Origin of the sequence: Myxococcus sp. AB036A, assembly GCF_006547355.1 — a bacterium.
GTDB classification, from domain to species: domain Bacteria; phylum Myxococcota; class Myxococcia; order Myxococcales; family Myxococcaceae; genus Myxococcus; species Myxococcus virescens.
The window spans coordinates 51,288-69,359 of record NZ_VHLC01000019.1 but is presented as its reverse complement, the minus strand read 5'-3'; the positions used below and the strand labels follow the sequence as shown (position 1 = coordinate 69,359).

Here is an 18,072-nt window from a genome sequence, read left to right as displayed (position 1 = left end):
CGTGACTTCAGGAGGCAATGTGAGCTTCGTCCGGCTGCTGGGTGTCATGCTCGCCATCGCGGGCGCCGTGTTGCTGTGGTCCGGGCTGAAGGCCCGGGACTCGCTCGCGGAGCGGGCCACGGAGTTGATCACCGGCCGAAACACCGACCGCACCACGCTGTATCTGGCGGGGGGCGGCGCGGCGTTGGTGGGCGGAATCCTGATGGTGCTCGCAGGCGGAGGCAGACGGCGCCGCTGAGCCGCGGGCCAGAAATCCAGATGGCCGCCAGCGGCTGAAACACGAAGGGCCCGGAACCGGCTCGCGGTCCCAGGCCCTCGTGTACGTTCGTCGGGCTGCGGTGGGTTACTGCGCGGGCGCCGCCGCCGCCTTCGCGGCCTTCTGTGCCTCACCGAACTTCTTCGTCATCTCCGCGAACTGCACCTGGTACTCGTCCATGCGCTTCTGGTGCTCGTCGGCGCGAGCCGTCGCTTCGGCGACAACTTCCTTGTTCTTCGCGTTCTCGGCCGCCTCGGACAGCGCCATCTCCTTCTGCTGCCGCTCGAACTCCATCAGCCGGCCCATCACCACGCGCTTGTTGAGGTAGGTGTTGGCGGAGTTGGGGTTGATGGCGATGACCTGGTCGTAATAGCTGAGCGACTTCTCCAGGGACTCCTTGATGATGGGCGCGCCCATGGAGCGGGCGCCGCCGCGCTGCGCGTAGATCTCCGCGATCCACCCGAGCGACGCCTCGTCCTTCGGCTCCAGCTTGAGGGCCTCGTTGAAGTACTTCTCGGCGTCCTCGGTGGTGCCGCCGGTCATGTACATGCTGGCCAGCGTCCGGTAGATCTCCGCCTTCTCCGCGGGCGTCGTCTTGAGCTCGCCCATCTTCAGGACGGCCTCGGCGGCCTCGTTCATCTGCCCCAACTGCATGTGGGCGAAGGCCTTCTTCTCCCAGACCTTCTCCTGCTTGGGGTCCGCCTGGAGCGACAGCGCGTAGGCCGCGGCGGCTTCCTTGAACTCCTTCTTGCTCAGGTGGTCGCTGCCGGCGATGCGGTGCTTCTTCGCGGTGTCGTCCTCGGCCTTACACCCGACGACTGCGCCACCCAGCGTGAGCGCTCCGACCAGCAGACCGACTTTTCCCAGGCGCTTCATATCTGTGCCTCTCAAGATTCTTGAGGACCCACCCTCACGGGTCCTGATTTGCCGAGGAGCATACCCGAAGTCGAGCCGCCGCGGCCCTTTGCCCGATGGCCTGCTCCCTGTTGAGCAGGCAGGCCGCGCACCGGATGTCCCAGTGCGTCATGCTGTCAGCACGAGCTTGACCAGCTCAGGCGGGCTGCCGACGCGCATGGGCGGTCCCCAGAAGCCGCAGCCACGGCTGACGTAGATGTTGGAGTCACCGTGCGCGTACAGCCCGGCGGAGTGCTCCCACGCGAGACCAATCAGCATCGTCATGGGCACGAGCTGTCCACCGTGGGTGTGCCCCGAAATCTGCAGGTCCACGCCGCGTTCCGCGGCCACCTTGAAGTTCGCGGGTTGGTGCGCCAGCAGCACCGCGGCGCGGTCGGAATCCCGCCCCGCGAGCGCCTGCTCCAGGTCGTAACCCTTCTTGTTGCGCCGCCGGCCTCCGCTCCAATCATCCACGCCCACCAGGTCGAAGGATGCGCCCTTGTCCCCGATGGGGACGTGCCGGTTGCGCAGCACCGAGATGCCCAGTGACTCCAGGAAGGCCGACCACTCCTCGTCACCCGAGTAGTAGTCGTGGTTCCCGGTGACGAAGTAGCTGCCGTAGCGGGACTTCAGCGCGGCGAGCGCGGACACGTGGCCGCCCAGCGAGGCCACGTCGCCATCCACGAGGTCTCCCGTGATGGCGAACAGGTCGGGGCGCAGCGAGTTGGCCTGCTGGACGAGCGCGTCCATGTAGCGGCGCTGGATGAAGTGGCCCACGTGGATGTCGGTGAGCTGCACGATGCTCAGCCCGTCCAGGGCCTTGGGCAGCTTGGGAATCTTCACCGCCACTTCAGTGATGAGCGGCGGCGAGAAGGCGCGCCAGCTTCCGTAGGCCGCCAGCCCGCCCCCCGCGACGAAGGCGGTGCCGGCCACGGCCTGGCCCAGGAATCGCCGCCGGTCCTCGTCCACGGTCGTGCTGGGTGCTGGCGTGGGAGGCGCGGGCGGGGCGTGCGGCTGCATCCGTCTCGCCAGGGCCGTGAGCCCTCGGCCGATGTCCGTCAGGAGCAGGGCGATGACGAGGCAGAGCGCCACGCCCATCCACGTGTACACCGCCATGGTGAGCAGCCCTTCGGCGCTCTCCGGAAGCAAGTCCAGCACGGTGCGCCGGTTCCCCAGCACGCCCGTCATCAGCACGAGCACGCCGATGGCCAGCAGCCGAGGCAGGCGGCCCCGCACCAGGGGGCGCACCAGCCGACGGTACAGATACAGGTGGCCCAACACCGCGCCGAGCCCGATGAGCATCGAAAAGGAGAAGAGTCGCAGCGGCATGACGGAAGGGTCGCGGGGGCCTCACGGTACCACGGCACGGCTCGCGGCGAGTCTGGCGCCGGAGTGGCGAAGCGCCCCCCACGGGGGCCGGGCGGGCTCGCGGGGCGTCAGGGCGCCTGATAGAGGCACACGCGTCAGCCTGGGAGGACCATGGACATGGACAAGGTCATCGTCATCACTGGAGCAAGCAGCGGCATCGGCGCGGAGCTGGCGCGGCAAGCGGCCGGGAAGGGCGCCCGTCTGGTGCTGGCCGCGCGCCGCAAGGCGGAGCTGGAATCCGTGGCCGGACAGTGTGGACACGAGGCGCTCGCCGTGGTCACGGACGCGACCCGGCGCGCGGACATGGAGCGGCTGCGTGACGCGGCGCTCGCCCGATTTGGCCGCATCGACGTGTGGGTGAACAACGCGGGGCGGGGCATCACGCGCTCCGTGGCGGAGCTCACGGACGAGGACCTGGAGGCCATGTGGCGCGACAACGTGAACAGCGCCCTCTACGGGATGCAGGCGGTGTTGCCGCACTTCCAGTCGCGCGACGCCGGGCAGTTGGTGAATGTCTCCAGCACCCTGGGGCGGCTGCCCATCGTTCCCCACCGTTCGGCGTACAGCGCGGCGAAGCATGCGCTCAACGCGCTCAGTGCCTGCCTGCGCCAGGAGCTGCGTGAGACGCACCCGGGCATCACCGTGACGGTGGTGATGCCCGGCGTGGTCGCCACGGCTTTCGGGGACAACGCGCTTGGCGGAGGGCCCGATTCTCGGGGGCTGCCAGGGGCGCAGCGCGTCGAAGATGCCGCGACAATCATCCTCGATTCCATCGAGCGTCCGCGTGCCGAGGTCTACACCCAGGCGGCGACCCAGGCCCAGGTGGAGCGGTACTACCAGGATGTGGAGGCCTTCGAGCGGGGAAGCACCTGACGCAGCCGAGCCGTCCCCGCGGTGACGTCAGAGCACCCAGGCGCGCCGGGTGTTCACGTCGCTCTTGAAGCGGTGGTAGGGGTTGCCGGAGTCCTGCACGATGATGGTCTCCGACCCGTCGTCCAGGATGGCGGTGACCCGGATGTCGTTCAGGTTCCAGTTGTCACCCGTCTCAAAGGGGTTTGACTGCCCGGATTGAAACCGGATCGCGAACTCGCGCATGTTGCTGTAGAGGACGCCGCTGGGGAGCTCGACTTCCACGGTGCGCGTGGACCCGTTGGGCCAGTTCGCGCCGTTGTTCAGGTTCTGGCTGATGGAGATGTGGTTGCCATTGATCGCCGTGTAGCTGAACTCGGCGAAGGCGTTGCTCGCCTGGCGCAGGTCATCGCTTCCGGTGACGATGCGGACACGAAGGTGCGTCACCTGCCGGTCACCATCCACGGCCTGTGCCTTGCCAGGGGTCATGAGGAGCATGGCCACGGCCAGGGTGGCCGTGACGGCAGTCACGAAGCGCCTGGAATACGTGGTCGGGGTGTGGGGCGTGTTCATGTGGGACTTCTCCTTGCCAATTCGGAAGTGGGTATGTGTGTCATTGGCTCGCTGCACGACGCCCGCGAGCCGATAGGAACCCTGCCTTGGCGCGTTTCACGTGAACACTGCCAATCTTTTTGCACTGCCCTGACCTCGCGGGTGTGGGGCATTGCCATGGGATGGCGAGACACGCGGTGCTCATCCTGGTCGTGGCCCTGTTCCGCGCGGCGGCGTTCGCCGCGTCCCCACCCGAGGGCTTTGGCGGACATCCGGAGTCCCTGCGCATCCGGCTGGTGACGATTGGCCCCGGCGCGGACATGCACCAGCGCTTCGGTCACAGCGCGCTGTGGGTCGAGGACACGCGCCTGAAGACAGGCTTTCTCTACAGCTATGGCACGACGTCCATCGCGAATGGGGGACCGGTCCGCTTCCTCCTGGGCCGGCCGACGTTCTGGGCGGCGCGCCTGTCCGTGGAGCGGACCTTCCTGCTGTACCGCGCGCTGGCGCGGTCCATTGACGTGCAGGACCTCGTGCTCACGCTGGAGCAGCGCCAGCGGCTCCTGGCGCGGTTGGAGCGAGACGTCCAGCCCGCCTCGCGTGAATATGCCTATCATCCGCTCAGGGACAATTGCGCGACGCGTGTGCGGGACGTCCTTGATGAGGCATTGGGTGGCGCGCTTCGGGATGCGCTCACGGAGCCGGCGCGTGCCACCCAACGAGAACTCCTCCGGAGATACATCCAGACGCATCCGGTGTCGGAGCTGCTGTTGATGTTATGGCTGAACGACGCCGTGGACGCGCCCGCGACTCAATGGGAGGAGGCCTTCCTGCCTCGGGAGCTCGCCAGGCTGCTCATGGGCGTGTCCTACGTGGATGGCTCCGGCAGGCGCATCCCGTTGGTGAAGCGCGAGGGGACCCCATCCCCATCCATGGACGCGTCCGCTCCTGTCGACGCCGGCAGGGAAGGAACCTCCACCTGGGGGCTTGGCGCAGGAGGCGCGGCCCTGGCCATCATCCTCGCGTTCCTGCGTGGGCGCGGCACACACCGGATGTTCCAGATTCTCTTCGGCCTCTATCACGCCCTGTTCGGGCTCACGCTCGGCGCGGCGGGCGTGGCGCTGGGTGGGTTGATGCTGTTCTCCAGGCTCGATGTCATGCAGGACAATGAGAACCTGTTGCTGGCCAACCCGATTGCCTTCGCGCTGCTTCCGCTGGGCATCCTCATGATCTCCGGCAGCGAGCGCGCGGAGCGCTGGGCACGCCGATGCGTCTGGCTGCTTGCGGCGGGTTCGTTGCTCGCGGTGGTGCTCAAGCTCTGGCCCTCGTTCGACCAGGACAACCGCAAGCCCATGGCCTTGTGGCTGGTGGCGAACCTCGGACTGGGGCTCGCTCACGCCTGGCGGTTGCGCCGGCCGTCCACGGCGCCCGCGCCTGCTGCCAGGGCGAGGGAAGGGGCCCGCGGCTCTACCCGCTGGTGGGCAGCGTGACTTCGACCCGGGCGCCTCCCTCGGGCGGGTTGCAGGCGCGCAAGGTACCGCCGCTTGCCTCGACGAGCCCGCTCACCAGGAGCATGCCCAGCCCAGCGCCCTCTGGCTTGGTCGTACCGGCTCGGGGGCGTTCCCCCTCCAGCAGCCCCGTTCGGAACCCCGGTCCGTCATCGCTCACGCTGAGCAGGACGCGGTGCAGCGCCGGGTTCGGCTCCACGCTGATTCGGACCGTGCGCGCGCCTTGCTGGCCATCACCCTCACAGGCGTTCACGAACAGGTTAGTGACCACGTGTGTGAGCCCTCGCTCTCCACCGACAATCCGGACGCTGACGTCGTTGGCGGCGGCACGCGCCAGGCCCGCTGTTCCTTCCAGCTCGAACCGGACCCGGGAGAACCTCGCCTGGACGACTTCCATGGCGCGGCGCAACGTGGCGCCCACGTTCACCGCCGTCGCATCTTCAATCACAGTCAGCTCGCTCAGGGTCCGAGCCTTCACGCTCTCGATGAAGCTGCTCAGCTCACCCAGGTCCTGGACCAGGGCGCTCGCATGGCCGGGCGCGCTGGCGCCCATGGGCTCGCGGAGGAGGAGGTCGGCGCGCAGCCTCGCCGCGGACAGCAACGTGCGCACGTCGTGGTGCTCGCGCAGCAGCGCGCGCAGGTTCGTGCGTGCACGCTCCATGTGGGCACTCGCGGTTCCGGCCTCCAGGACCAGCCGCCGTGCGATGCCACAAATCACCGAGGCGAAGACGCCCGCGCTGCCAATGAAGATGAACAGGAGCATCAGATCCTTCGCCCCGTAGGTGGCGTTCCTGGCATTGACGTGGAGGTCGAGCGCCGTCAGGCCCCCCATCAACAGGACGTTGGCCGCCGTCCCAATCCACGCGGCCCCGGGCGACAGCCGCAGCGCGGTGATGAAGGCCACCGCGATGGCCGCCGCGGGGTCCGGCATTCGCAGCAGCCCGGTGTAGTGGGGGCCATGCCAGAGCACCGTGGAGAGGAGGGACGCATGGGCGAAGACGGCGTCCAGCACCGTGGAGGCCACGAGCAGCTTCGCGCCGAACAGCCGCCGCCGAGCCGCCCACAGCGCCATCGCCGACACTGCGATGCTGCCCAGCAGCAGGGGAAGCTGGAGCCATGCCGCCGCGGCACCGCCCTCGGCGTGGGCTCCACCCAGCGCCAGGAAACGCGTCAGGATGAGGGCGCTGAAGACAATCCGGCCCACGCTGACCAGCGCTTCGCCCTCGTTCGAAGCGTCGGATAGCACCCGCTGCGCCATCTGCTCCATCGCGGGCGGTCGGGGACTCTCTGGCATTCATGGTAAATTGCCATGGGTGGGGCGGGTCCGACATCTCCTGGTCGTCGAGGACGCCACGCGTCTTGCGCGGGCGATCGAGGAGGCGTTGCGCGCTCGCGTCGAGCGGTGCACCCATGTAGCTTCGCTCGCCGCGGCGCGTCAGGTCCTCCAGCGTGATGCGCCCGACGCCGTCATCCTGGATGTCAGCCTTCCGGATGGGGACAGCATCGAGCTGCTGGCGCCGCTGTGTGGGCTGGAGCCGCTGCCGCATGTCATCGCCATCAGTGGGACGGCGACGGCGGAGCAGGCCTTTCAACTCGCGCAGGAGGGCGTGCGTGCCTTCCTTCCCAAGCCGCTGGACCTCGCGCGGCTGGAGGCCGTTTGGCTGGAGACGCTGGCGCGGCCCCCCGATCTGGTCACCGCGCTGCGGGCGAGCGCGGGACGGGTGCCACTGCACGGCTTCGAGAGCCTCGTCCGCGACACGTTGGTGGACGAGGCCCTGGCGAAATCCGAAGGGAGCGTGCGCGGGGCCGCGAAGCTGCTCCGCATCTCGCGTCAGCTCCTCCAGCACATTCTCAGCGGCCGGAAGTAGACGCCCTGTCAGGTGCGGGCTTCCCGCTCTCCTCGGGCGCCCGCACTCTTCAGGTCCTCGATGATGGCGCGGCTGAAGTCCTCGAGGTCGTCCGGCTTGCGGCTGGTGATCCAGTTGGCGTCCCGCACCACCGCCTCGTCCTTCACCTGGACATTGGGGATGCGGCGCAGGTCATGCTGAATCGTCGTCCACGCGGTGAGTGTCCGTCCGTCCAGGATGTCCGCGGAGATGAAGAGCTGGGGCCCGTGGCACACCGCTGCGATGAGCTTGCCGCGGTCATCAAACTCCTTCACGAACCGGACGAAGCGCTCGTCGGCCCGGAGGTTGTCGGGAGAGTGCCCGCCGGGGATGAGCAGCATGTCGAAGTCCTGCACCTGGACGTCGTCGATGCTCCGCTCCACGCGGAACGTCTCCTTGCCTTGCTTGCCGGCGACTTCCTCTCCGGCCTTCTTTCCGATGAGGACCACCTCGTGGCCCTCCGTGCGCAGCTTGTCGTAGGGGACCCGCAGCTCGGAGTCCTCGAAACCGCTCCCCACGATGCACGCGATTCGCTTGCCATCCGCCATGTCGTCCCTCCTCGAGTCAGGTCCGCAAACATGTGCACCCTGTGCAGTCCCGGCTCGGAAGAGGAGGGCTTGAAACGCGCTCGGGCGCCGTGCCCGCCGCCTGCTCGGCGGACGGGCTGGCGCCCGAGGCCGGGACTCCGGCTACTCGTAACGGAGCGACTCGATGGGCGCGAGGCTCGCCGCGCGCCGCGCCGGCCAGATGCCGAAGAACACACCCACCGTCGCCGAGAAGGCGATGGCCACGATGATGGCCTCGGGTGCCACCACCACCGTCCAGCCCGCCATGCGCTGAAGCATCGCCGCGCCGCCCATGCCCAGCAGCAGGCCCAGCGTTCCTCCGGCCAGGCACAGCACCAGGGACTCCACGAGGAACTGGAGCATGATGTCCGTGCCGGTGGCGCCCAGCGCCTTGCGCAGACCAATCTCGCGCGTGCGCTCCGTCACCGACACCAGCATGATGTTCATGATGCCAATGCCTCCCACCAGCAGGGAGATGGCGGCGATGCCGGCCAGCAGCAGGGAGAACGTCTGCGTCGTCTCCTGCATGGTGTTGAGCAGCGAGGCCTGGTCGCGGATGTTGAAGTCCGCGGGCTGCTCCGGGCGCAGCCGGTGCTCGCGCCGGAGCTTCTGGTCGATCTCCGCCATCGCGTCGTCCATGGACGTGTCGCTCACGGCCTGCACTGCGATGGAGCGGATGCGGTCGCTGCCCATGACGCGGAACTGCGCGGTGGACAGCGGGATGTAGAGGCTCTCATCCGGGTTGTTGAAGCCCTGCGCGCCCTTTTCGGCCAGCACCCCGATGACCTCGAAGGGAATGCCCCGGATGCGGATGGACTCGCCCACCAGGGACGCGGTGTCCGTCAGGCCCAGCTGCGCACCGGCCAGGGCGCCCAGCACCACCACCCGACGGCGGCCCTTGTCCTCCGCGTCCGTGAAGAGTCGGCCGTTCGTGATCTGCCCCTGGTTGACGAGGAAGTAGTCCGGCCAGGTGCCCACGACGGACAGGTTCGCGTTCTTCGCGCCGTACTCCACCTGGAAGCGCGACTCGATTTCCGGCGCCACGGCCTGGATGTGGCGCGCGTTCTCCCGCAGCGCCTCCGCGTCGTCGATGGTCATCGACGCCTGGGCGCGAATCATGCCGCCCGTGAACGCCTGACCCGGGCGCACCGTGAGGACGTTGGTGCCCAGCCCCTGGAGCCGCTGGGCCACCGAGCGCTGCGCCCCTTCGCCCAGCGCGACCATGGTGATGACGGCCGCGATACCGATGACGATGCCCAGCATGGTCAGCAGCGACCGCAGCTTGTTGGCGAGGACCGCATCGAATGCGACCCGAATGATTTCACCCATGACGTGTCCTCCTGATGGGCCTGGGGGTTAGCGCCGTCCGCGCGGGCCACCACCCGCGCCGGGAATCACGCCGCCCGACATCTGGCGCATCCGCTCGGTGCTCTGCTGCTGCTGCTGCTGGAGCTTCGCCACCGTGATGAGCACCACCTGCTCGCCATCCTCCAGGCCACTCACCACTTCCGTGCTCTCCCAGTCACTCAGGCCCAGGGTGACGCGCCGGGGCTGCGGACCGGTGGGGCTCTGCACGAAGACGACGCCCTGCCGCGTGTCCGTCGCGCCCTGGACATCCTCGCGAGCCCGGCGGCCCGCGCGGCCCTGGCCTCCGCCGCCCTGGCCTTCACCCATGCCGCCCTGGCCCCTGGCGGGCACCGCGCCCGGCCCGGCGCCATTGGCCACCGCGGCGGTGGCGCCCGCGCCAGCTTCTCCCACGGCCGACACCGTCGTCGGTCCGGACGGCGCGCCCGGGCGGTTCGGGGCACCCGGCGGCCGCATCACCGCGCGCAGCGCTTCCTCGGAAACACCCACCGCGGCGGCCGCGGTCCGGGCGTCCCGCACGCCCACCACCGCGGTGTTGGGCACGGTGAGGGCATTGCGGCGGCGGGAGATTTCAATGGCCACTTCCGCGTTCATGCCCGGCCGCAGCAGGCCGTCCGGGTTGTCCATCCGCACCAGCACGGGGAAGAGGGTGACGTTCTGCTCCACCAGGGCCTGCGGTTCAATCTTCACCACCTCGCCGATGAAGGTGCGGCCCGGGTAGGCCTCCATGGTGACGCGCGCCTTCTGGCCGGGCTTGATCTGCCCGACGTCCGTCTCGTCCACCTTGGCGCGCACCTGCATCACCGACAGGTCCGCCATCTTGAACAGCGCGGTGCCACCGGACACGTTGTTGGTGGCGGAGGCGATGATGACGCCCGGCTGGATGGTCCGCTCCAGGATGGTGCCGGGGCTGCGCGCGACGATGGTGACGTCCCGGCTGCGCTCTCGCGCCAACTGGAGGTTCGTCTCCGCCCGCACCTTGGTGGCCCGTGCCGTCGCGGACGCGTCCACGGCCGTCTCGTATTCCTGCTGCGTGACGTAGCCGTCCTTGCGCAGCGCCTCCATGCGCTGGCGCTGGGCCTCCGTCGTGTTCAGCCGCACCCGCGCGGACTCCAGGTCGGCCTGGGCCTGCGCCAGCGCGTTCTGCACGTCGCGCGGCTCGATTTCCGCCAGCAGCGTGCCCTCGGCAACGGTGTCGCCCGTGTCGTAGTGGACCTTCAGCACTTCACCGGAGGCCTGGGACTTCACCTCCACGACGCGCAGCGGCTCCACCAGGCCCGCGGATTCGGCCACCACTTCCATGTCCCGGCGCTCCACCACGGCCACCGCCGCCGAGCGCTCGTTCGTCTTGGGCTCCTCGCCGCGCTGGGTGACGTACACCCCCGCGCCGAGAAGGAGCGCCGCGCTGCCTGAGATGATCCACTTCTTCGTCTTGCTCACGACGACCTCCCGTTCCCTGGCCCACGCAGCGAGCGTGGCGAATATTCAGTCCCGATTCCGCTCGTCCCGTTCGATGACGCCGTCCTTCAGGAACAGCACCCGCTGCGCATGCGCCGCGATGTCCGATTCGTGGGTGACGAGCATCAGCGTCTGACCCTGGCCATGCAGCTCGCCGAAGAGGGCCATGATCTCCTCACCCGTGCGGCTGTCCAACGCGCCCGTGGGCTCGTCCGCCAGCAGCAGGGCGGGCTGCGTCACGAGCGCGCGGGCAATGGCCACGCGCTGGCGCTGACCGCCGGACAGCTCGTTGGGCCGGTGGTCCATTCGCGCGCCCAGGCCGACCTTGTCCAGCATCGCCGCCGCGCGCTCGCGCCGCTCCTTCTTGGGGATGCGCGCGTAGATGAGCGGCAGGGCGACATTGTCCAGCGCGGAGGCGCGGGGCAGCAGGTTGAAGCTCTGGAACACGAAGCCCAGCTCCCGGTTGCGGATGCGCGCCAGCGCGTTCTCAGACATGCCCGCCACCGGCTGGCCGTTGAGCCAGTACTGGCCTTCACTGGGGACGTCCAGGCAGCCGATGAGGTTCATGAAGGTGGACTTGCCGGAGCCGGACGGGCCCATGACGGCCACGTATTCATTGCGGCGGATGGTGAGGTCCACGCCGCGCAGCGCGCGCACCACCTCGGAGCCCATCGTGTAGTCCTTGCGCAGGCCCTCCACGCGGATGACCACGTCGGAGATGTCCCGCGCCGGGCCCGTGCCCGCCTGCTGTTGGGGATGGTTGGACGTGCTCACAGCGGCCTCCCCGCGAGCGCTTCCAGCTCCGCGCGCGCAATCCGGTAGTCGAAGCGGGAGGCCACCAGGTTGATCTCCGCCGTCACCAGGTTCTCCTGGGACGTCAGCAGCTCGATGATGGTCGTGGCGCCCAGCTTGTAGCGCTCCTGCTGCACCTTCAGGTCCTCCTGGGCCACTGCGACGGACTCCGTGGCCAGGGCGATGCGGTTCGACGCCAGCTTGAGCTGGTTCAGGGACGTTCCCACGCTCGAGCGCAGCGCGCGCCGGGTATCCGACAGCGTGGCCTGGGCCACCGACGCCTGCGTCCGCGCACTCACCACGCGCTCCTCGCGAACGAAGCCGTCGAAGATGGGGTAGGACAGGCCCATCCGGACCGACCAGCTCGTGCGGCCTCCGTTGAAGGCGGGCTCGTCATTGAACCAGTCATAACCGCCGGAGAGACGCACCGTGGGCAGGTAGGACGACCTGGCCACCTTCACGCTGGCTTCCGCCGCCCGAAGGTCCGCCTCCGCGGCCTGGATGGACGGCGCCTGGGCGGTGATTTCGTCCGTCAGCGCCTCGTCGGTGAGCGCGAAGGTGGACACGTCCTGGAGCTCCAAGGGCTGCGCGTCCACCGGTCCGTCCTCGCCGATGAGCCGGCCCAGCGACAGGGCCGCGGCGGCGTGCTGGGTCTGCGCGGAGAGCAGGGCCTCCTGCGCGGCGGTGAGGTCGTACTTCGCCCGCAGCACGTCGGAGCGCGTCGCCGAGCCCACCGCCAGTCGCCGATCCGCGGCCTCCGCGTTCTGCTTCGCGCGCTCGATGCGGGACCTTGCGACCTCTTCCAGGCCCCCAGCGCGGAGGACTTCGTAATAGGAACGCTCCACGTCGAGCACCGCGGACGCGCGCTGCGCAATCAGTCCGGCCCGGGCGGCGCTGGAGCGTGCCTGGGCCTGCTTGCTGGTGGCGCCGCGCTGGCCACCGGTGAAGACGTTCCACGAGGCCGACAAGCCGGCGCTGTACGTGTCGCTGGGGGCGTTGAACACCGCGCCCGTGGTGGGGTCCAGGCGCTGGCTGCTGGCCAGCGAGGTGTTCGCGCTCGCGGACAGGTTGGGGAGGTAGGCTCCAAACGCGCTGCGCTCAGCGGCCCCTGTCGTGGTGACGGTGCCGGCGGCTTGCGCCACCTGGGGGCTCGTCTTCAGCGCCCGGGCGATGGCCTCCTCCAGGGAGACTGTCGTCATCGTCGTCGTTGCCTGGGCCAGACCCACGCCGGGCGCCGTCACCAGCCCGAGGAAGCCCAGGGCCAGGGCCGTCATCCGGTAGGGTTGCCGCTTCCACCACGGTGTCTGTGCGTTTTTCATCGCAAGCCGGGCCACTGCATTTGCCTTGCCACGGTCCAACCCATGGAAATGTGGAGGGAAAGTGGCGCCGGGCCTGCGGGAACCGCAGTGCGAGTGCGGATTCCGCACGCGATACCGGCCATCTTCGCATGCCCGCCTCGGGGCCTCCCCAGGGCCCGCGCGCTTCGAGCCTGAACAGCGGGCCTGGGCCCCGTGATTGCACTGGGCAGGGCGACCTGTGGGCGCGCCGAGGTTTCGCGCCTGCTCCTTCGTCCTGCCAGCGGCCACGTGGCCGCCCTCCATCCCCAGGAGAACGCCCCATGCACCCTCTCACGCTCGGACGACCGACGGCTCCCGAGGCGCGCGGCACCGACAGAAGAGAGTGCGGATTCCGCACTCCGCATGCAGAGTTCGCAGCCTGTGGAGGTGTGCGATGGAGTTGGAGTCCCCACAGCGGAGGTCGGCGATGAGCGGCGCTCCCTGGTGGCGGCCGCTTGGGCCTCGAGCGCCCTGGGTGGCGGCGGTGCTCATGTGCGTGGTGCTGATGTCCGCGGCGCTGTTCATCCGGAACACCGCGCTGGAGTCGTCCGCCCTGGTCACCCGGGGCATGGCCAACGTCATCATGGTCGCCGGCTTCGAGGCCTTCCGCGACACGGAGGGGCTCCCGGACTCGTCCGCGCTGGACGCCTTCCTGGAATCCCACCGGGAGGGCGGCCTGCGCTACGTGGCCGTCATGGATGACGACCAGGTGCTGGCGTCAGCCGGGGAGGTGAAGCTGGGGCGGCTTCTCTTTCATGAGGGCTCGCCGCTGGTGGTCGAAGGGGGGCGCGCGCGCCTGGTCAGCCGCCTCCGCCGGCCCCGTCCCGCCTTCGGTCCCCTGACACAGGAGGAGGTCCGCGCCATGGCGGCGCAGGGCGATTCCCAGGAGCCGCGCAAGCACCTGCGCATGGTCTACGAGTTCGAGCCGCTCACCGCCCTGGCGTTGGAGTCGCGCTCGCAGCGTCTGCTGGGCGTGGCGGTGGCCTCGTGCGTGGGCATCCTGGCGTTGGCCTTCGCCTTCTCGCGCTCGTTGGCGCAGCGGGAGGCGCTGTCGGAGGAACTGGAGCGCGGCCGGCGGCTGGCGGCCCTGGGCACCATGTCCGCGGTGCTGGCGCATGAGCTTCGAAACCCGCTGGCCTCGCTCAAGGGGCATGCGCAGTTGCTCGCCGAGCGCGTGGAGCGTGACGCCGTCCTGGCGCCCAAGGCGGACCGGGTGGTGTCGGAGGCCGTCCGGCTGGAACAGTTGATGAACGACCTGCTGGGCTTCGTGGCCAGCGGAGAGCTTCGCCGCGTGGAGGCGGACCCCAACGACGTGCTCCGCGCGGCGGTGGAGAGCACGGGCGCGGCGCGTGTGGAGGCTCGCTATCTGCCGGACCGCACGCCCTTGCCTTTGGACGCGGGCCGGTTGCAGCAGGCGCTGGAGAACGTGCTGCGCAACGCTGTCCAGGCCAGCCCCGAAGGCAAGCGCGTGGAGGCGACCGTGGAGCGGGAGGACACGTCCCTGGTGTTCACGGTCAAGGACCACGGGCCCGGCATCGCGGCGGGGGAGGAGGAGCGCATCTTCGAGCCCTTCATCACGGGCCGCGTGCGCGGCGTGGGCCTGGGGCTGGCCATCACCCGCCGCATCGTCGAACTGCACGGTGGCACGGTGAGCGCGCGGAGCCATGCGGGCGGCGGCGCGGAGTTCCGTCTCACCGTTCCCGCGAGAGGAGCCTGAGCGATGGCGCGAATCCTGGTAGCGGATGATGAAGAGGGTGTGCGCTCGTTCCTCGCCGAGGCGCTGGAGTACGAAGGGCACTCGGTGACGGTGGCCGCCGACGGCGAAGAGGCCGCGCGGCTGATGGCGAGGCAGGGCGTGGACCTGTTGCTCACGGATCTGCGGATGCCTGGGATGGACGGGCTGACCTTGCTGCGCAAGGTGCGCGAGGAGCAGCCTGACGTGGAGGTGGTGGTGCTCACCGCCGTGGGGACGGTGGAGAGCGCCGTGGCGGCGATGAAGGCGGGCGCCTTCGACTTCCTGCTCAAACCGGTGGGCAGCCCCGCCGAGCTGCGCCTGACGGTGGCGCGGGCCCTGGAGCGGCGCGCGCTGCTCAACTGGAAGACGGAGGCGCGGCAGTCGGCGGGCGAGGTGGAGCTGAGCTGGGGTGCTCCCGCCATGCATCCGGTGGTGGAAGCGCTCCGGAAGGTGTCGCCCACGCAAGCCACGGTGCTGTTGGTGGGGGAGAGCGGGACCGGCAAGGAGGTGACGGCGCGGGCCCTGCACCAGTGGAGTGAGCGCGCGGACGGGCCTTTCGTGGCCGTCAACTGCGCGGCGCTGACGGAGACGCTCCTGGAGAGCGAGCTCTTCGGCCACGAGAAGGGCGCGTTCACCGGCGCGGTGGCCCAGCGGCGCGGCCGCATCGAGCTGGCGCAGGGAGGCACCTTCTTCCTGGACGAGGTCGGCGAGCTGAAGGCCGAGCTCCAGGCCAAGTTGCTGCGCGTCCTCCAGGAGCGCCGCTTCGAACGCGTGGGCGGTACGCGGACCCTGGAAGCCGACGTGCGCTGGGTGGCGGCCACCAACCGCGACCTCAAGGCGATGATGGCGCGCGGTGAGTTCCGCGAGGACCTCTACCACCGGCTGGCCGTGTTCCCCATCCGGCTGCCGTCCCTGCGTGAGCGGCGCGAGGATCTGCGGCCGTTGTCGGAGCTGCTGCTGCGCCGCATTGGCGATGAGCTGGGTCGTCCGGGCTTGCGCCTGTCACCGGAGGGCGTGGCGCGGCTGGAAGCGTTCACCTGGCCGGGTAACGTCCGCGAGCTGCGCAATGCGCTCGAGCGGGCCGCCATCCTCGCGGATGGGCCGGTGGTGGAGCCTCGGCACCTGTGGCTGGATCCGACGGGCGCGGCGGGGCCCGTGGTGGATGCGCCCGTCTCGGAGGGGGGCCGGCTTCCCAGCCTGACGCTGGAGGAGCTGGAGCGACGGGCCATTGAGCAGGCCATCGCGGACGAGGCGGGGAACCGCAAGCGTGCCGCGCAGCGGCTGGGGATTGGCTTGCGGACGCTGTACGACAAGCTGCGGCGCTACGAGTCGCCCTGAGCGCATCGAGCGGCGCGGAGAAGCGACTCCGCGCCGCGCGCCCCGGCAACCTACGCGGGGGTCACGGAGGGCCGTGGCCCTGCCGCACCGAGTTCAGCTCCACTGCGGTGGCGTAGATCTGAGCCCAGGAGCGGTACTTGAAGCGGCTCAGCGCGCCCTTCTGGTCGTTCGCGTAGTCGAACATGTCCTTGCGGAAGAGGGCGTCGGCGGCCTTGCGCGCATCGGGGCCGAGCGGCGTGCCCTTCTTCTCGAAGTAGCGCAGCAGGTCGTAGCCGTAGTCGTGCGTCTTGGCCGCGGGGTCGAACTCCTTGTCCGGGCCGATCTTCAGCGGGACGGAGGCGTAGCCCAGCGGGTCCTGCATCCGCTGACCGTGCGGCGTCTGGATGGCGTAGGGCTTGTAGCCGATGACCTGCTCGAAGTCCGCCGGGGGAGGGCGGGCGCCGGTCAGGTACTCCATCATCAGCTTGCCATGGTCGCCCGCGGGCGCCGCACCCACCTTCGCCGTGCGCTGGAGCGCCGTCGTCGTGTTGCTGAACGAGTCCTTCTGGTGGATGGCCGCGGGGACCGCGGCGGCGTTGGGCTTCTCCGCGGCAGGCGACTCCGATGGGGAGTTCGCCGGGCGGCGGGCCGAGACGGGGGCGTTTCGAACGAGCATGATGAAGTCCGGGGGGAAAGCTTCCTCTCAGTTTGTCGCAGTTTGTAGACTTGAAGTTGCGTGGAAATGACCGACGCACCGCGTGGTGCCAGGAGAACTCAGTGGGAACGGACCTTTATCGCGACGGAATGGCCCGGTTGGACGCAGGGGATGTGGCCGAAGCCCGCCGTCTGCTGGAAGAGGCGCTGCGCAAGTCCCCCGGCGACGTGGCGGTGATGCACGGATTGTCTCGCGTGTTGGATCTGGCGGGTGAGCGCGCACGCTCCGTGGAACTGCTGGAGCACGCCCACGCCCGAGCGCCGTCGGAGCCGGGCCCGGCGCACGACCTGGCCATGGCGCTGCTGGAGCGGGAAGAGGACGTACGGGCGGTACAGGTTCTCACGCCTGTGTTGGAGGCCCACCCCGAGGACACGCGGGCGCACCTCTTCATGGCCATGGCCCTGGCGAAGTCGGACGCCGCGCGTGCTCGCATTCATACCGCGAAGGCCCTGGCGGACTCGGATCCCGACGTGAAGCTGCAGGCCCAGGCCCTGGACGACGTGCTCGCGGAGCACCAGCGCGTGTCCTGAGCCGGGACACGCGCGGGTCGATGCCCGGACCGCGCTACCAGGGCATCGCTTCGATGGCGTCCACCATCTTCGCGACGTCGTAGGCGTAGAAGCCCGCTGCGTTGAGATTGTTGAGCTCCCCGACGTACAGGCCGCCGTCGTGCATGAAGACGTCCAGGACGTAGGCCCGGTCTGGCGTCCAGGTGTCGGCCATGGCCTGGGCGAAGGCATGAACGTTGGGCTCGACCTCGGGAGACGACGCAACTCGGTCCCCGAGCTTGTACCGGCTGCCAGTGACGACACGCCCGTCGACGACGACCATGCGGTACTCACGCTGGATGTGTTTCAGCGGGCTGACGGCCACCCAGGTGTCGGCATCGACCGTGGCGCCTTCGCCCAATGCGAGGGCGCTCGCCCGCCACGCGTTGAAGTCGTCCCACGTGGTCACCATGCCGGAGAAGGACTTGTCGTCCAGGCAGGGGCGGATGAAGAAGGGCCCCTCCCTCGGTGGAACGTCCCCGAAGCGGTGGACCTGGGCATCGGCGTTGAGCAGGTGGTGGCCCAATTTCTCGCGCCAGATCCGGAAGTCGAAGTTGTCGTTGAGGAACGCGCCCGGCGTCCAGCCTCTCCGCTTCGCGTAACGCGTCAGGCTGAGGGAGCCCATCACGATGACGGGCCCGTCGACGTCGACGGTCGGCTCGACACCGCCATCGAACGGGACGACCTTCACGACGGTGTGCGGAATCTCGCCGCGCCGCAGCACGCCCATCAGCGTGTGGAAGCCAGGCTCGTTGAACAGGTTGTGCTGGACGACCCAATGCATGGTGGCCTCGGAGAAAGGCGTCGGGACGTTCGCGGTGCATGCCAACTGACGGCTTTCCACGTGAGCCGGGTATCTGACGACACTGCCGTGATTTCACCCTGGGCCAGGGGATCGGCTGTGATTGAGGTCCCGGGCGGGTTGA

Annotated in this window: 18 protein-coding genes; 7 read left to right on the top strand and 11 right to left on the bottom strand. The window is 69.3% G+C overall.

Annotation, left to right across the window (positions count from 1 at the left end; translation table 11 throughout):
- Window positions 1-19: 19 nt before the first annotated feature.
- On the top strand, window positions 20-238 hold the full coding sequence (locus FL344_RS10650; protein ID WP_020478851.1) for a DUF3185 family protein: 219 nt from the start codon (window positions 20-22) through the stop codon (window positions 236-238).
- A gap of 105 nt (window positions 239-343) precedes the next feature.
- Here FL344_RS10650 and FL344_RS10645 read toward each other — a convergent pair whose 3' ends face one another.
- Both FL344_RS10645 and FL344_RS10640 read right to left on the bottom strand, forming a co-directional pair.
- On the bottom strand, window positions 344-1,132 hold the full coding sequence (locus tag FL344_RS10645) for a tetratricopeptide repeat protein (protein ID WP_141590017.1): 789 nt from the start codon (window positions 1,130-1,132) through the stop codon (window positions 344-346).
- A 147-nt stretch (window positions 1,133-1,279) separates the two neighbouring features.
- On the bottom strand, window positions 1,280-2,479 hold the full coding sequence (locus FL344_RS10640; protein ID WP_141618435.1) for a metallophosphoesterase: 1,200 nt from the start codon (window positions 2,477-2,479) through the stop codon (window positions 1,280-1,282).
- Between the two features lie 150 nt (window positions 2,480-2,629).
- On the opposite strand from FL344_RS10640, the gene FL344_RS10635 reads away from it, so the two are divergent.
- Window positions 2,630-3,391, top strand: a complete 762-nt coding sequence (locus tag FL344_RS10635; protein WP_141618434.1) for an SDR family oxidoreductase — start codon at window positions 2,630-2,632, stop codon at window positions 3,389-3,391.
- 27 nt (window positions 3,392-3,418) lie between these two features.
- Here the strand turns inward: FL344_RS10635 and FL344_RS10630 are convergent, their stop codons facing one another.
- Window positions 3,419-3,940, bottom strand: a complete 522-nt coding sequence (locus FL344_RS10630; RefSeq protein ID WP_228564938.1) for a hypothetical protein — start codon at window positions 3,938-3,940, stop codon at window positions 3,419-3,421.
- A 161-nt stretch (window positions 3,941-4,101) separates the two neighbouring features.
- Here FL344_RS10630 and FL344_RS10625 point away from each other — a divergent pair, with 161 nt between their 5' ends.
- Window positions 4,102-5,409: a DUF4105 domain-containing protein gene (locus FL344_RS10625; RefSeq protein WP_141618432.1), complete on the top strand. Its 1,308-nt coding sequence runs from the start codon at window positions 4,102-4,104 to the stop codon at window positions 5,407-5,409.
- On the opposite strand, the gene FL344_RS10620 is transcribed toward FL344_RS10625, so the two are convergent.
- A complete protein-coding gene (locus FL344_RS10620) occupies window positions 5,387-6,721 on the bottom strand; it encodes an ATP-binding protein (RefSeq protein WP_141618431.1) in 1,335 nt (444 codons plus the stop codon). The genes FL344_RS10625 and FL344_RS10620 overlap by 23 nt on opposite strands.
- A gap of 19 nt (window positions 6,722-6,740) precedes the next feature.
- On the opposite strand from FL344_RS10620, the gene FL344_RS10615 reads away from it, so the two are divergent.
- Window positions 6,741-7,295: a response regulator gene (locus FL344_RS10615; RefSeq protein ID WP_228564937.1), complete on the top strand. Its 555-nt coding sequence runs from the start codon at window positions 6,741-6,743 to the stop codon at window positions 7,293-7,295.
- Window positions 7,296-7,303: 8 nt separating this feature from the next.
- On the opposite strand, the gene FL344_RS10610 is transcribed toward FL344_RS10615, so the two are convergent.
- The 5 genes from FL344_RS10610 to FL344_RS10590 form a co-directional block, all read right to left on the bottom strand.
- Window positions 7,304-7,861, bottom strand: a complete 558-nt coding sequence (locus FL344_RS10610) for a type 1 glutamine amidotransferase domain-containing protein (protein WP_141618429.1) — start codon at window positions 7,859-7,861, stop codon at window positions 7,304-7,306.
- Window positions 7,862-8,002: 141 nt separating this feature from the next.
- Window positions 8,003-9,208 (bottom strand): ABC transporter permease, encoded by a 1,206-nt coding sequence (locus tag FL344_RS10605; RefSeq protein WP_141618428.1) that lies wholly within the window; start codon window positions 9,206-9,208, stop codon window positions 8,003-8,005.
- Between the two features lie 27 nt (window positions 9,209-9,235).
- The gene (locus FL344_RS39900; protein ID WP_141618427.1) at window positions 9,236-10,684 is read right to left on the bottom strand and encodes an efflux RND transporter periplasmic adaptor subunit; all 1,449 of its coding nucleotides are present in this window, start codon (window positions 10,682-10,684) and stop codon (window positions 9,236-9,238) included.
- 45 nt (window positions 10,685-10,729) lie between these two features.
- Window positions 10,730-11,476 carry an ABC transporter ATP-binding protein gene (locus FL344_RS10595; protein WP_141590027.1) on the bottom strand — a complete coding sequence of 249 codons (747 nt, stop codon included), beginning with the start codon at window positions 11,474-11,476 and terminating at the stop codon, window positions 10,730-10,732.
- Window positions 11,473-12,768: a TolC family protein gene (locus FL344_RS10590; protein ID WP_141590066.1), complete on the bottom strand. Its 1,296-nt coding sequence runs from the start codon at window positions 12,766-12,768 to the stop codon at window positions 11,473-11,475. Before FL344_RS10590 ends, FL344_RS10595 begins: the two co-directional genes overlap by 4 nt.
- 490 nt (window positions 12,769-13,258) lie before the next feature.
- Between FL344_RS10590 and FL344_RS10585 the strand changes: the two genes are divergently transcribed.
- Window positions 13,259-14,548: a sensor histidine kinase KdpD gene (locus FL344_RS10585; RefSeq protein WP_228564936.1), complete on the top strand. Its 1,290-nt coding sequence runs from the start codon at window positions 13,259-13,261 to the stop codon at window positions 14,546-14,548.
- A gap of 3 nt (window positions 14,549-14,551) precedes the next feature.
- Window positions 14,552-15,904: a sigma-54 dependent transcriptional regulator gene (locus FL344_RS10580; RefSeq protein WP_141618426.1), complete on the top strand. Its 1,353-nt coding sequence runs from the start codon at window positions 14,552-14,554 to the stop codon at window positions 15,902-15,904.
- A gap of 61 nt (window positions 15,905-15,965) precedes the next feature.
- Here the strand turns inward: FL344_RS10580 and FL344_RS10575 are convergent, their stop codons facing one another.
- The gene (locus FL344_RS10575) at window positions 15,966-16,559 is read right to left on the bottom strand and encodes a hypothetical protein (protein WP_141618425.1); all 594 of its coding nucleotides are present in this window, start codon (window positions 16,557-16,559) and stop codon (window positions 15,966-15,968) included.
- A 32-nt stretch (window positions 16,560-16,591) separates the two neighbouring features.
- On the opposite strand from FL344_RS10575, the gene FL344_RS10570 reads away from it, so the two are divergent.
- On the top strand, window positions 16,592-17,128 hold the full coding sequence (locus tag FL344_RS10570) for a M48 family metallopeptidase (protein WP_141618424.1): 537 nt from the start codon (window positions 16,592-16,594) through the stop codon (window positions 17,126-17,128).
- Window positions 17,129-17,162: 34 nt separating this feature from the next.
- Here FL344_RS10570 and FL344_RS10565 read toward each other — a convergent pair whose 3' ends face one another.
- Window positions 17,163-17,930, bottom strand: a complete 768-nt coding sequence (locus tag FL344_RS10565; RefSeq protein ID WP_228564935.1) for an ATP-grasp domain-containing protein — start codon at window positions 17,928-17,930, stop codon at window positions 17,163-17,165.
- Window positions 17,931-18,072: the final 142 nt, after the last annotated feature.

Excerpts from the sequence above, each read along its gene's own strand:
- FL344_RS10580 (WP_141618426.1), top strand. The coding sequence starts at position 14,552 with ATGGCGCGAATCCTGGTAGCGGATGATGAAGAGGGTGTGCGCTCGTTC.
- FL344_RS10585 (WP_228564936.1), top strand. The coding sequence starts at position 13,259 with ATGAGCGGCGCTCCCTGGTGGCGGCCGCTTGGGCCTCGAGCGCCCTGG.
- FL344_RS10645 (WP_141590017.1), bottom strand. The coding sequence starts at position 1,132 with ATGAAGCGCCTGGGAAAAGTCGGTCTGCTGGTCGGAGCGCTCACGCTG.
- FL344_RS10565 (WP_228564935.1), bottom strand. The coding sequence starts at position 17,930 with ATGCATTGGGTCGTCCAGCACAACCTGTTCAACGAGCCTGGCTTCCAC.
- FL344_RS10640 (WP_141618435.1), bottom strand. The coding sequence starts at position 2,479 with ATGCCGCTGCGACTCTTCTCCTTTTCGATGCTCATCGGGCTCGGCGCG.
- FL344_RS10575 (WP_141618425.1), bottom strand. The coding sequence starts at position 16,559 with ATGCTCGTTCGAAACGCCCCCGTCTCGGCCCGCCGCCCGGCGAACTCC.
- FL344_RS10590 (WP_141590066.1), bottom strand. The coding sequence starts at position 12,768 with ATGACGGCCCTGGCCCTGGGCTTCCTCGGGCTGGTGACGGCGCCCGGC.
- FL344_RS10620 (WP_141618431.1), bottom strand. The coding sequence starts at position 6,721 with ATGCCAGAGAGTCCCCGACCGCCCGCGATGGAGCAGATGGCGCAGCGG.
- FL344_RS10605 (WP_141618428.1), bottom strand. The coding sequence starts at position 9,208 with ATGGGTGAAATCATTCGGGTCGCATTCGATGCGGTCCTCGCCAACAAG.
- FL344_RS10625 (WP_141618432.1), top strand. The coding sequence starts at position 4,102 with ATGGCGAGACACGCGGTGCTCATCCTGGTCGTGGCCCTGTTCCGCGCG.
- FL344_RS10630 (WP_228564938.1), bottom strand. The coding sequence starts at position 3,940 with ATGAACACGCCCCACACCCCGACCACGTATTCCAGGCGCTTCGTGACT.
- FL344_RS10610 (WP_141618429.1), bottom strand. The coding sequence starts at position 7,861 with ATGGCGGATGGCAAGCGAATCGCGTGCATCGTGGGGAGCGGTTTCGAG.
- FL344_RS10635 (WP_141618434.1), top strand. The coding sequence starts at position 2,630 with ATGGACATGGACAAGGTCATCGTCATCACTGGAGCAAGCAGCGGCATC.